The following is a 12,015-nucleotide window of genomic DNA, read 5'->3' on the forward strand; positions in this document are numbered from 1 at the left end:
CGGACCTTTCTGATCGCTTCTTTTCGGTGCGGCCGGTGCGTCGCGGTTTGTGGTAGGCGCCGAAGTTGTTGCGGCACATCAGCCGCGCCTCGTAGCGGCCGTCGGCGAGTTGCCGGATGTTGGGTTGTCCGGTGGTGCCGGGTTTGAGTGGGGGATTGGACATTCGTGCTGCGTAGCACCTGTTGCGGTCGCGTGGCAACGAGTCGCGTGGCGCTATCGCGTTCCGGGCTGGTCGGGAGCCGGGGTCTTCGGCCTCCTCAACTCCATGCCGAGAGCACGTCGGCGGCGTTCCAAACCAGGTCGACGGCGTCGGTGAGGGTTTGCTCGATGGGGGCCAGAGACACGACGACCAACGCTGTTTCTTGCGGTTCGAAGCCCGGAACGCTGGCGCTTGCGCGGGTGAGTTCGGCCAGGTCGTGGCGGTCGAACGGGGTGCCGAGCCATTTGATGGATCCGGTGAAGATCACTCGATTGGCGATGGGGGAGCTGTCGGCGCCGACGAGGTCGAGCTCAGGGTTGAACGCGCGGTTCCACCAGCCGCCGACGGCGGTGACCTGTTCCCATGGCAGTGCGCCTGCGAGCGCGCTGAGTTCGAGCGCGTCTCGCACAAGGGGTTCGACAGCTTTGCCGCGCCACGAGGTCCAGTGTCGGGCGAACAACTCGTAGGCGGCCTTGCTCCGTCCTCGTCGAACCAGGTCTTGAGCCGAGCGCAGGGTAGCGAGGTAGAGCCGCAGGTTGCTGTCGGCGACCCGGTAGAGGGCCGGCTTTCCCGGTTTGATCGACAGTGGCTGGTCCACGGCCACCACGTGCTTGTCGGTCGAAAGGCGGTGCAGGAGGGGCGATAACGTTCCGGAGGGCAAGGCGCCGCTGCGGCTGCCCGCCGTCGCGGCGATGGTGGCGTGGGTGCGTTCTCCGCTGCCGATCGCTTCGAGGACGCGTCGCGCTTGGTCAGGGACGGGGAACTCGGCGAGAAGGGTGGACTCGGGCACTCCGAACAGCGGTGCGGCGGGGTCGCTGCATTCGCGTCGTACGAACTCGAGTGGCGGCAGGCCGGGCGGCCAGCTGCGCAGGATGCCCGGGAGCCCGCCGGTGATCAAGTGCGCGTCGATGCTCTCGGCCGCGTCGAGCCCGAGGGCGCGACCGACTTCGGCGGGGTTGAGCGGATCGAGGACGAGGTTGTCGGCACGCCCGTAGAACGGACGATCGTAGGCGGTGAGCCTTTCCATCATGTGGAGGTCGCTGCCCAGAAGAAGCAGCAGGACCGGGCGTTGCTGCAGCAACCTGTCCCACGCTGTCTGCAATGCGCCGTCGAAGACGTCGTCCTGTTCCGCCAGCCACGGCAATTCGTCGATCACGACGATGGTCGGTGTATCGCCCAGCGCGGTCGCCAGCACGCGGAACGCGTCGGGCCACCCGCTGATGCTCTCGGGCAGGGTCTCGGGATCAGGAGCGATTCCTGAGCTCTTCAATTCGGCCAGAAAGATCGCGAGCGATTCGGATACCGGCATGCCCTTGGTGGCGGTGAAGTACAGGTACGGCACCTGTGCCGCATCGCAGAACTCCTGAACGAGCCGCGATTTTCCGACCTGCCGCCGCCCTCTGATGGCAACGGCGACGCCTCTACGGGTCACCGCGACACGCTCCACGCGAGTCCGCAGTAGCCCCAACTCGACGCTGCGTCCGACGAATCCGGTCGCCACCGCCACTCCTAGGTAATCGAAATTTATGTAGATGCAATCTACGTAGATTCAATCTACCTAATTGGGTTCGTGTATGTCGCAGATCGTCTCGATGGTCGGCGCGGGTGTCGCGGGCGTGGATGGCTCGATGTCAGGTCTGCGGTTTGCGGGGGTCGGGGAATCCGAGGGAGGTGTATCCAGGTGCGCGCTTGGTCAGGACCGAGGTCTGCCGAGGTCAGTCGGATGCGGGCGCCGAACGCCGCGCGCACCATGGATGCCGGCCTGGGCACGATCTTCGAGGAGGTCGGCAGTTGGAGGCGGCGGACGTCGCGTCCGACCTTCGGCTGTCCGACGGCGGTGGTGAGTGCGGTGATCTGCTTGGGTGCCTTTCTAGGGATCGGTTTCGTCGACTGTGCAGATGGAAGCTGTCGGCGGTGAGCGTTTCGCACGGTTGGTCGGCTCGAAGGCCGGGGCGGTCGCGGAGGGTCGCGCAGGATCACGGCGGGGTTCTCGGCGCCTCGAGATTGCTCGGGACCGAACAGGTTTCGCCGTGTCCGGATCAGCGAGCAAGGGCCTCGGGATCATCCGGCCAACGACGCGGAAACGACACGCTTTCAGCGGGAAACAGCGGGGTTCAACGGGATTCGCTAGGAACCTTGTTTGCTGGATCCGTGCAGCTCAGGGGTACTTTCGGGAAGTGCTGAGAATAAAACCGTACGACCTGTCCGGTCACGGCAGGTTTCTGGTTCGAGTCCAGATGGGGGAGCCTGATTCGGCCCCTGGCTGTGAGAAGTCACCGGTCAGGGGCCGAACTTGTTCCTGGGGTGCTGACGTTTCGAGCAAAGCCTTCGCAAATTCGCAACCCGGCTATTCCTCTTGTGGCCATTCGCCCCAGGGGCCGGTGCGGGTCGTCCCCGAATTGCCGTTGCCGACCACGCGTGTATTGACGGTCCACGCGGTCGGCGGGGCTGACAGTTTGTGGCTGGGGAGCATGCGGCATTCGTCGAGGGCCGCGTCGGCGCTCGGGTGTAAGGACAGGTGTGCCACCTCCCCGGAAGACGATGTCACCACGAGAACGCCGATCTCCATGCTCGCCTTGTCGCGGGCCAGGCGTGCTTGGGCGGCCAGCTCACCGCCCGGGGCGGCTCCGAAGTGATCAACGACGTCGGCACGAGAGTTGGTGAGGTCCAGTCGGATACAGCGACGTGCGATGTCCTGTTCGCTCACGCCCAAGGCCGCTGTGAGCTCCGCCATGGTGGGTGCGGGCACCGCCGTCCACCCGGCGGTCAGTCGTTGGTCCGCGGCGTCATCCCAGTACGGGGTGCCCGCCACACCGTGGGCTTCACGGACCAGACTCTCCCAGTCGTAGTCCACCTCGGAAACCAGCACCCGCAGTCTCCCGAGCGCTTGGCTCTCCCTATATGCGTTCAGCAGCAGGAACTTCGCGCGAGACCTGACCCCCGACACAGTGCGGCCGACATAGGCGGCCACCTCCTCATCCGGCAGGTTCCTGCGTAGCGCGTCGACGAGAAGCCGGTAGTCCTCCGCGCACCAGATGCTCCCCTGCCGCGATCGAACCGATGTCATAACCGCATGATCCCACCACCCACCGACAGCTCTCGTCCACGAAAACAACCGCAGCACAGCGCAATTGGTCGGCTACCCGTCGATCGCCCAGTCGCACACGGGCAGCGCGATCGGTACAGGTTCTGCGGAACCCCAGCCGCATGCGGCGGAACTCAACTCGGTTCGCCGCCGTCACCAGCTTCGTTCGAGGTAGTTGTCTACCTACGCATCGGCATCTTTCGGTTCTGCTGGCCGCGCCGAAATACTACGAGCGCCACCGCCGTACACCGGACCCTTTCTACCGCGACCGCGTGATCCTGTCTCCCGCCGCGCCGGTCTTCCGCGACGACACGGGCAACCTGCTCGACAACCCTTATACGGTCGGCTTTCTCGCTGCCCGTCCCCCCGGGAGCAACGTGATCGAGCAGGAGCTGCCGAGCGAGGTGTATCGCGGTGCTGGCCACCCGCGCCGAACGCATTCTCGAAACAGCGGTCGGCTACCGGCGTTTGGTGCTGGGCGCCTGGGGTTGCGGAGCCTATGGCAACAACCCGGCCGGTGGTGGCCGGTGTCTTCCGAGCGCTGCTGGCCGAGGGTGGGCTGGTAGATCGGGCCGTGCCGCAGAGATCGCGCGCCGGCCGCGGCTTCCCCGGGGCATACCGATCCGGACGGGATGGTTGACTCGGAGGTTGGAAACACTCGAGTCGGAGGAGCAGAGCGTGGTGCAGCGGGCGCTGGTTATCGGAGGCGGCGGTGTGGCCGGGATCGCATGGGCCACTGGCGTGATCGCCGGGATGGCCGATGCGGGCGTCGATGTCACGGACGCGGACCTGATCGTGGGGACCTCCGCCGGAGCCAATGTGGCAGCACAGCTCAGCAGTGGGTTGCCGCTGGCGGAACTGTTTCGGCGGCAGGTGGATTCGGCGTTGCAGAGCCATGAGCTGAAACCGCAGGGGACGCCGATCGAGGAGGTCTGGGAGCGGGTTGTCGCGATTCACGCCGAGGCGGAGGGCGATCCGATGGGTGCGCGCCGCAAACTGGGCGCGCTCGCGCTGGAGGTGCGGACCGTGCCCGAGTCGGCGCGGCGCGCGGTGATCGAATCCCGCTTGCCGATCCATGAGTGGCCGCAGCGCCGACTGCTGGTCACGGCGGTCGACGCGCTCACCGGTGAACTGCGAATATTCGACCGCGACTCCGGGGTTCCGCTGGTGGACGCCGTCACGGCCAGTTCGGCGGTCCCGCTGGTATGGCCCCCGCACACCATCGACGGTGTGCGCTACACCGATGGCGGCGTGCGCAGCTCCGCCAATGCCGATCTGGCGGCCGGGTGTGAGCGAGTCCTGGTGCTCGCTCCGCTGCCGGATGACGCACTCGAGAAGGAGGTCGCGGGTCTGGCGGCCGCGGGCGCGCGCGTCGCGGTCATCTCACCCGACGATGCCTCCCTGGAAGCCTTCGGCACCGACCCGCTCGACGCCGCGACGCGGGTGCCCGCGGCGAATGCCGGTCGGGCGCAGGGTAAGTCGGAGGCCGCTCGGGTCGCCGAACTCTGGGGCTAGGTACGCAGCGGCGCGGGGTGCCGTCGTAGCACGCCGTAGCGGCTCAGGAGCGCGTCGAGCGAGTACGGTCCGGGGCCGAGGACGGCGATGAGGAAGAAGGACCAGCAGAACAGCACCGCCGGCTCACCCCCGTTCTTGATGGGCAGGATGCCGTGGTCGAGGTGCACGGTGAGGAAGGCGTACGCCATCGACCCCGAGCACAGCAGGGCGGCGACCCGGGTGCCCAAACCCAGGGCGACCGCGGTCCCGGCCGCCAGTTCGATGGCTCCCGCCCACCACCCCGGCCAGGCGCCGATGGCCGGTAGCGGGCCCCGCGGCGGCACGGGTTTGCCGAAGAGTGTGGAGTAGCCGTGGATGGCGAAGGAGACGCCGACCAGGGCGCGGAACAATGCCAGGACGACGGCGGCCAGAACGGTCTGTTTGGATCCGGTATCGGATTTGCCGGTCAGCAGGTGCATGGCATGCCTCCGATGGGTTGCGCGGTTGCGGTGCGCGGCGGCGTCACCTGCTATTACTACGATCCCGCGAGCTGGTTGGTTCTGTGCTTTGATCGGGTCATGACGGACACCGAGATTCCCCGCGTCGTCTCCGCCAGCCGGATGATCGACGCTCCCGTGGAGCGCGTTTTCGATTTGATCGCCGATCCGGCACAGCAGCCACGCTGGGACGGAAACGACAATCTGGCGCAAGCCGTTGGGGGAGAACGGGTCCGCGGGGTGGGCGCGGTCTTCCTGATGACGCTCACCAATGGCGCGGTGCGCGAGAACCATGTGGTGGAGTTCGTCGAGGGTAAGCGTATTGCCTGGTTGCCATCCGAACCGGGTAAGGAACCGCCCGGGCATCTGTGGCGCTGGTCGGTCAAGCCCGTCGGCGAGGGGCGCACCGAGGTGACGCATACCTACGACTGGTCCGAGTTGAGCGATGAGAAGCGTCTGGTGCGGGCGCGAGCCACCACCGCCGATAAGTTGCTGGCCTCCGTGAACCGATTGGCGGCCCTGGCTGAGCAGCCATGACTTCTTGCGGAAATAGTTGATTCTCCTGAACGTAACATCGGATTCGGCTGTACAGCTGGCGAACTCCTGCGGAATTAGTACTATCCGTGTAGTTCGTCGGTTGGCCGGAGCAAAGCTTCTTCGTTCCGGCCGATCGGTTCGTTGTGAGGGAGAGTCATGCGTTTCGGCGTTCGGGCGGCCATCGCGGTCGCCACGATGGGAATTTCGTCGATCCTGACCGTCCCGGTCTCCGCCGCGCGGCCCGTGCCGCTACCGCAGGATCCCTCGCATGCGAAACCGGCCGCCTCGATCACCGTTTCACCCAATGCGCTCGCCCAGCGCATGCAGTCGGCCGTGCAATCGGTCGAGCCCCGTGCGGAGACCGGTATCGAGGTCGTCGATACCGAATCCGGCGCGCTGCTGGCCGCGGTGAACGACGACAAGCGGTTCTACACCGCCTCGGTGGTGAAACTGCTGATCGCCCTCGATGTGCTGGGAGATGGTGCCGGACAGCGGGATTCGGCCGCGGTTCAGCGCATGCTCTCGGCCAGTGACGATGCCGTCGCCAGCAGGCTGTGGGGTGCGGCGGGCGGTGCGGAGATCATCACCCGCATGTCCGAGAAGATCGGACTCACGGCCACATCGGCCTCCTCCCATTCCGGCCAGTGGGGTGAAACCCTCACCACCGCAAGGGATGTCATGGCCATCTACCGGTACCTGGTGAACGAGGCCCCCTTGCCCGCCCGCGATCTGATCCTCGACGCACTCGGCCAGGCCGCCGAGATCGCCGCCGACGGTGTCGACCAGTACTTCGGCATCCCGGATGCCATGCGCGGCTGCGAATGGGCCGTCAAACAGGGCTGGATGTGGGTCGGTTCGTCGCTGACCCTGAACAGCACGGGCCTGGTCGGCCCGGATCTGCGCTACGCCGTCGTCCTACTGAGTTCCCAACCGACAGTAAGCATTTCATCCGGAGGCGCGGCCCTCACCGCCGGAGTCGGAGTGCTGCGCGAGGCGATGGGCCTGTGACGCACCGCCTCGGCCTCGACATCGGTCCAGCCACCAGATCCGGCGCGCCCGCCGCGTAGGGCGCGTCATTGAGGGGGCACTGGTGGCGGCGGCCTCTCACCACGCCGTCACCAGTGCCCGGCAATTCCCGCGTATCACCGCCGTCGGTCCCCGTTGATCATGTTGGTGCGGAGTAGGGTTGGGGGGTGACTACCGGTGAGGGGGGACCTCGGGTGTGGCGTGCGGCGAGTCGGGAGGCGGGGGTTTCGGCGCGGCTGCGGGAGGCGATTTTCGCGGCGCATGCGGAGGCGGTGCGCGCCGTGACGGAGGCCGGGCCGGGGATGAATCGCGACCTGGTCGAATTGCTCGAGTTGCAGCGGCGGATCATTCGCATAGCCGAGCAGTTCGAGGATGCGCCGCAGGTACGGGACTCCGGCGCACCTGGGGCGGACGCGATTTCGGTGGTGCCCTCGACGGGCTCCGTCACCGCGATTTCGCCGGGCCGGTCCTGGCCGCCGCTCTCGGCACCCGCCGACTCCCATATTCGGGTGATCGATGACGCCGCCGATCGGTGATGGGGTGAACCGCGCGGCTCCGCCATGCGTGGATAGAGGATAGGAATTTCCTCGAAGGAGGACGCCATGTCCACCCTTTCCCCTGTCCGCCGCCGGACGATCGGCGCCGTGTGCGCGGCCGCCGCAACGCTTTTGATCGCCTCCGGATGTTCGGGTTCGAGCGGCCCGAGCGATACCGTCGCGGATCAGATCACCATCTCCAACCACATGTTCCAGGCCCCGGCCGGTGTGAAGGCGGGCGCGACGGTCACCATCCGCAATAACGACAGCGATGAGCACACCGTCACCTCCACCACCGCGGGCACCTTCGATACCGAGGTGCGGGGTGCGAAGACCGCCACCTTCACCGCGCCGACCTCGCCCGGAAGGTACGACTTCTACTGTCGCTACCACCCGTCCATGAAGGCGACGCTGGTTGTCTCATAACCGATCAGGCGGACGGCCGGTGGGCGTAGGTCGTCTCAGTGCGCGGAGGTCAGGTCGCGGTCCAGCTGTTTGCGCTGACGGGTGAAGAGGCGAGGGTTGTCGAGCGCGCAGACGGCGACCGGGGTGCCGTTGTGTTCGTAGCGGGCGGTGAAGGATTCGCCGTCGAGCGCGCCGTCGATGATGCGCAGGTCGGTGGCGGCGGTGGGATCCCCGGCGAGTTGCAGCAGTTTGCCGTACTGGTGAGACCAGAAGTAGGGCGCGGTGCGGGCGGGTGGGGGAGTGCCGGTGATGGCGGCGGCTACGGTCTGCGCCTGGGTGATGGCGGCATTCCAGTGTTCGCTACGGGTATCCCTGCCGCTGATCGGATCGTGTACGCGGGCGCAGTCGCCGATGGCGTAGATGCCCGGGATGGCGGTGCGGCCCTGAGTGTCGGTTTCGAAACCATCAGCATTGTGCAACAACGGATTTCGGTCGCCAGCCCATTCGATATTCGGTGTCGCTCCGATACCGATGACGATGGTGTCGGCGGCCAACCGCGCGCCGCCGATGAGGTGAACCGCATCGGGGCGGACGGATTCGATGCGCGTACCGGTCAACAGTCGAACGCCATTGCGCGCGTGCAAGTCCGCGCAGGCCGCGGCGATGGTTTCGCCAAGGGCGGCGGCCGACGGGATAGGGGCGGAGTCGACCAGCGTGACATCCACGCCGAGGCCGCGGGCGGAGGAGGCCACTTCCGCGCCGATGAATCCGGCTCCGATGATCACGAGTTGCTTTGTCTCATAAAGTGTTTCGCGTAGTCGGCGGGCATCGTCGAGGTTTCGGAGATAGTGTGCGCCCGGTACTCCGGGCAGTCGCCGCGGTCGAGCGCCGGTCGCCAGGATCAGGGTATCGGCCGATACGGTCCGGCCGTCGTCGAGATGAATGAGGTGCGGTTCGGCGTGCGGGGCGGCCTCCCCCTCCTGTTCGATGGGTCGTCCCATACCTGGCGTGAGTCCGATCGCCCGCCGTCCCAGTAGCCATTGCGCATCCAATCGCGCTGTCTCGGAATGATCTTCGAGCAGTCCGGTCGGCTCCCCGGTGTGCAGGAACTCCTTCGACAGCGCGGGTCGTTCATAGGGCAGGTCTGGCTCATCGCCGATCAGCGTGACGGTCCCGTGGAATCCGCGCGCTCGCAATGCTCGAACCGCCGAGAGTCCGGCCAGCGAGGCTCCGACCACGGCGACCGATCCGGTCATGAGTCCGTGCTCGGGGTGAGCACGATATCGTCACCGCGCACCTCGACCCTGTGCGTGCGCACAGCGCGCTTGGCGGGCGGCCCGGAGGCGGCTCCCGTGCGCAGATCGAAGCAGGATTCGTGCAGTGGGCATTCGACCGTGCAGCCCTCGACCCAGCCGTCGGCCAGCGACGCGTCCTGATGTGTACAGGTGTCGTCGATGGCGAACAGCCCCTCCTCGGTGTGGAACACCGAAATAGGCGCCAGCCCAGTCGGATTCACGGTGACCACCGCGCCGACGGGTAGCTCGCCGAGCTTTCCGACGAGCAGGGTGAGCGACGGGATCGATGCGGCCATGGGCCCCTCCCTGACATGAGGCGTGTTGCGAATAGCGATGTATGTCGCGCTATGTGCAACAGTGTGGCGGCTCCTGCCGGACCCGTCAACAGCAGCCGAAACACCCGGGAAACAAAGGGAATACGGATTTCGCCATTCCGGTTGACAGGCCCCGTCGGCGGGCGGAGCATAGTTGCGTATTACGGCACATGGTGCGCAATACGCAACACTTGGAGGCGCGGTGAGGCAACCGCGAGTCGTCATCATCGGTGCGGGAATCGTGGGCACGGCGCTGGCGGACGAGATCACCAGGCTCGGCTGGACCGATGTCACCGTCACCGATCGTGGACCGCTCTTTCGTACCGGCGGATCCACCTCGCACGCACCGGGATTGGTATTCCAGACCAATGGCTCCAAGACCATGGCGGAGCTGGCCCGGTACACGGTGGAGAAGTTCACCGAGTTGGAGGCATTCGACGCGGTCGGCGGGCTGGAAGTCGCCACCACCCCGCAGCGGTGGACCGATCTGCATCGCAGATACGGCTGGGCGAAGTCCTGGGGTATCGAGGGCAGGCTACTCGACCCGCAGGAGTGCGCCAAGCTGCATCCGCTGCTGGACCCGGAGCGCATTCTCGGCGGATATCACACGCCCACGGATGGTTTGGCGCTCGCACTCACCGCCGCCGAGGCGCAGGCGCGGCGCGCCACCGATCGCGGCGCGCAATTCCTGGCCTACTGCGAGGTGGTCGAGGTGCTACAGGCCGACGGCCGCGTCACCGGCGTGCGCACCGCCGACGGTCAGGAACTCCCCGCCGATGTGGTGGTCTGCGCGGCCGGTTTCTGGGGCGCGGAGCTGGGTCGCGCTGTCGGCCTGACGGTTCCGCTCGTGCCCATGGCGCATCAGTTCGCCAAGACCGGTCCGGTGCCCGCCCTCGATGGCGGTGAACGCCTGCCCATGCTGCGCCATCAGGACTCGGACCTCTACTACCGCACCTACGGCGACCGCATCGGCATCGGCTACTACGGGCATGATCCGCGGCCGATCGATATGCGAACCCTGCTGCGCGATACCGCCTCCGAGGCCATGCCGTCCATGCTCCCGTTCACCCCCGCCGAGTTCGAACCGGCCTGGCGGGAGAGTCGGCGACTGCTCCCCGCGCTCACGGAGACCGAACTCGACGAGGGCTTCGACGGCATATTCTCCTTCACCCCCGACGGCTTCCCGATTCTCGGCGAGCATCACGGCCTGAGCGGGCTCTGGGTGGCGGAGGCGGTCTGGGTAACGCATTCGGCCGGTGTGGCCAAGGCGGTCGCGGAGTGGATTGTCACCGGCGCACCGCAGATCGATCTGCACGAATGCGATCTGCACCGTTTCGAGCAGGCGGCGCTCAGCCCGGATTTCATCCGGCGCACGAGTATGCGGGCCTTCGTCGAGGTGTACGACATTATTCATCCGCATCAATACCGCAGTGCGCCAAGGGAATTGAGAACCAGCCCGTTCTACGCGCGGCAACGGGAGTTGGGTGCCTGCTGCTTCGAGGGCGGCCTATGGGAGCGCCCGGCCTGGTTCGAGGCCAACGCCGCGCTGATGGATGAGCTCGCGGCCGACGGCGTGGAGTTCCCGGAGCGCGACGAATGGTCCGGCAGCTGCTACTCACCGATCGCCATAGCCGAGGCGCGGTGGACGCGAACGCATGTCGCCCTGTACGACATGACCCCGCTGACCCGCTACGAGGTGAGCGGTGCGGGAGCGACCGCTTTCCTTCAGGAGCTGACCACCAATGATGTCGGCAAGAAGCCCGGCGCGGTCACCTACACCCTGCTTCTGGACGAGAACGGCGGTATCCGAAGCGATCTCACCGTGGCCCGGCTGGATGACCAGTTCTTCCAGGTGGGAGCCAATGGTCCCCTGGATCTCGACTGGTTCACCCGGCACCTGCCCGGAGACGGCAGTGTCACCATTCGCGATATCACCGGCGGCACCTGCTGTCTCGGCGTCTGGGGCCCGAAGGCGCGCGATATGGTGCAGCCGCTCTGCCCGGATGATCTCTCGCACAAGGGGTTCGGATACTTCCGCGCGCTGCGAACCTATCTGGGCAGTATCCCGGTCACCATGATGCGGGTCTCCTACGTGGGCGAGCTCGGATGGGAGATCTATACCAGCGCCGAACACGGTGCGGCACTGTGGGATCTGCTCTGGGCGGCGGGTGCCGAATATCGCGTCGTCCCGGCCGGGCGCATCGCCTTCAACAGCCTGCGCCTGGAGAAGGGGTACCGCTCCTGGGGTACGGATATGACCACCGAGCACACCCCCGAAGCCGCCGGTGTGGGCTTCGCGGTCCGTAAGACCAAGGCGTCGTTCATCGGCAAGGCGGCGCTGGAATCGGCTGTTCCGCCGAAGAATACGCTGCGTTCGCTGGTCCTGGACGATCCGCGCGCGGTCGTCCTCGGTAAGGAGCCCGTCACCGTGAACGGTGTCGTCGCGGGCTACATCACCAGCGCGGGCTGGTCCGCCACCATCGGCCGCTGTATCGCCTATGCCTGGCTGCCCAGCGAGACGCGACCCGGCGATGAGGTCCACATCGACTATCTGGCAACGACATTCACCGCTCACGTGCATACCGAGCCGGTGGTCGATCCCGAGATGTCGCTGATCCGGAGGTAAA

The 12,015-nt window shown here is 66.5% G+C and carries 12 protein-coding genes; 7 read left to right on the top strand and 5 right to left on the bottom strand.

Annotated elements, in window-relative coordinates; all coding sequences use genetic code 11:
• Positions 1-257: 257 nt before the first annotated feature.
• Complete coding sequence (locus tag OHB26_RS20735) at positions 258-1,700, bottom strand: ATP-binding protein (protein WP_330178933.1); 1,443 nt, start codon at positions 1,698-1,700, stop codon at positions 258-260.
• A gap of 846 nt (positions 1,701-2,546) precedes the next feature.
• Positions 2,547-3,266, bottom strand: coding sequence for a hypothetical protein (locus OHB26_RS20740; protein ID WP_330178934.1), 720 nt, complete (start codon positions 3,264-3,266; stop codon positions 2,547-2,549).
• Between the two features lie 140 nt (positions 3,267-3,406).
• On the opposite strand from OHB26_RS20740, the gene OHB26_RS39730 reads away from it, so the two are divergent.
• Positions 3,407-3,850 carry a TIGR02452 family protein gene (locus OHB26_RS39730; RefSeq protein WP_442942688.1) on the top strand — a complete coding sequence of 148 codons (444 nt, stop codon included), beginning with the start codon at positions 3,407-3,409 and terminating at the stop codon, positions 3,848-3,850.
• An 82-nt stretch (positions 3,851-3,932) separates the two neighbouring features.
• A complete protein-coding gene (locus OHB26_RS20745) occupies positions 3,933-4,799 on the top strand; it encodes a patatin-like phospholipase family protein (RefSeq protein ID WP_330178935.1) in 867 nt (288 codons plus the stop codon).
• Here the strand turns inward: OHB26_RS20745 and OHB26_RS20750 are convergent.
• On the bottom strand, positions 4,796-5,257 hold the full coding sequence (locus OHB26_RS20750) for a DoxX family protein (protein WP_330178936.1): 462 nt from the start codon (positions 5,255-5,257) through the stop codon (positions 4,796-4,798). The two genes, OHB26_RS20745 and OHB26_RS20750, sit on opposite strands and share 4 nt — an antisense overlap.
• 99 nt (positions 5,258-5,356) lie before the next feature.
• Here OHB26_RS20750 and OHB26_RS20755 point away from each other — a divergent pair, with 99 nt between their 5' ends.
• From OHB26_RS20755 to OHB26_RS20770, 4 genes are all read left to right on the top strand, one after another.
• On the top strand, positions 5,357-5,812 hold the full coding sequence (locus OHB26_RS20755) for an SRPBCC family protein (protein WP_330178937.1): 456 nt from the start codon (positions 5,357-5,359) through the stop codon (positions 5,810-5,812).
• A 156-nt stretch (positions 5,813-5,968) separates the two neighbouring features.
• A complete protein-coding gene (locus OHB26_RS20760) occupies positions 5,969-6,820 on the top strand; it encodes a hypothetical protein (protein WP_330178938.1) in 852 nt (283 codons plus the stop codon).
• Positions 6,821-7,005: 185 nt separating this feature from the next.
• Positions 7,006-7,374 carry a hypothetical protein gene (locus OHB26_RS20765; protein ID WP_330178939.1) on the top strand — a complete coding sequence of 123 codons (369 nt, stop codon included), beginning with the start codon at positions 7,006-7,008 and terminating at the stop codon, positions 7,372-7,374.
• A 66-nt stretch (positions 7,375-7,440) separates the two neighbouring features.
• Positions 7,441-7,800: a cupredoxin domain-containing protein gene (locus OHB26_RS20770; protein ID WP_330178940.1), complete on the top strand. Its 360-nt coding sequence runs from the start codon at positions 7,441-7,443 to the stop codon at positions 7,798-7,800.
• Between the two features lie 35 nt (positions 7,801-7,835).
• Here OHB26_RS20770 and OHB26_RS20775 read toward each other — a convergent pair whose 3' ends face one another.
• Both OHB26_RS20775 and OHB26_RS20780 read right to left on the bottom strand, forming a co-directional pair.
• A complete protein-coding gene (locus OHB26_RS20775) occupies positions 7,836-9,035 on the bottom strand; it encodes an NAD(P)/FAD-dependent oxidoreductase (protein ID WP_330178941.1) in 1,200 nt (399 codons plus the stop codon).
• A complete protein-coding gene (locus OHB26_RS20780; RefSeq protein WP_330178942.1) occupies positions 9,032-9,370 on the bottom strand; it encodes a bifunctional 3-phenylpropionate/cinnamic acid dioxygenase ferredoxin subunit in 339 nt (112 codons plus the stop codon). The genes OHB26_RS20775 and OHB26_RS20780 overlap by 4 nt, the downstream gene beginning before the upstream one ends.
• A 220-nt stretch (positions 9,371-9,590) precedes the next feature.
• On the opposite strand from OHB26_RS20780, the gene OHB26_RS20785 reads away from it, so the two are divergent.
• On the top strand, positions 9,591-12,014 hold the full coding sequence (locus OHB26_RS20785) for a GcvT family protein (protein WP_330178943.1): 2,424 nt from the start codon (positions 9,591-9,593) through the stop codon (positions 12,012-12,014).
• Position 12,015 lies beyond the last annotated feature (1 nt).

Origin of the sequence: Nocardia sp. NBC_01503, from assembly GCF_036327755.1 — a bacterium.
Classification (GTDB): domain Bacteria; phylum Actinomycetota; class Actinomycetes; order Mycobacteriales; family Mycobacteriaceae; genus Nocardia.

Excerpts from the sequence above, each read along its gene's own strand:
- OHB26_RS20740 (WP_330178934.1), bottom strand. The coding sequence starts at position 3,266 with ATGACATCGGTTCGATCGCGGCAGGGGAGCATCTGGTGCGCGGAGGAC.
- OHB26_RS39730 (WP_442942688.1), top strand. The coding sequence starts at position 3,407 with ATGCGGCGGAACTCAACTCGGTTCGCCGCCGTCACCAGCTTCGTTCGA.
- OHB26_RS20775 (WP_330178941.1), bottom strand. The coding sequence starts at position 9,035 with ATGACCGGATCGGTCGCCGTGGTCGGAGCCTCGCTGGCCGGACTCTCG.
- OHB26_RS20770 (WP_330178940.1), top strand. The coding sequence starts at position 7,441 with ATGTCCACCCTTTCCCCTGTCCGCCGCCGGACGATCGGCGCCGTGTGC.
- OHB26_RS20760 (WP_330178938.1), top strand. The coding sequence starts at position 5,969 with ATGCGTTTCGGCGTTCGGGCGGCCATCGCGGTCGCCACGATGGGAATT.
- OHB26_RS20750 (WP_330178936.1), bottom strand. The coding sequence starts at position 5,257 with ATGCACCTGCTGACCGGCAAATCCGATACCGGATCCAAACAGACCGTT.
- OHB26_RS20755 (WP_330178937.1), top strand. The coding sequence starts at position 5,357 with ATGACGGACACCGAGATTCCCCGCGTCGTCTCCGCCAGCCGGATGATC.
- OHB26_RS20780 (WP_330178942.1), bottom strand. The coding sequence starts at position 9,370 with ATGGCCGCATCGATCCCGTCGCTCACCCTGCTCGTCGGAAAGCTCGGC.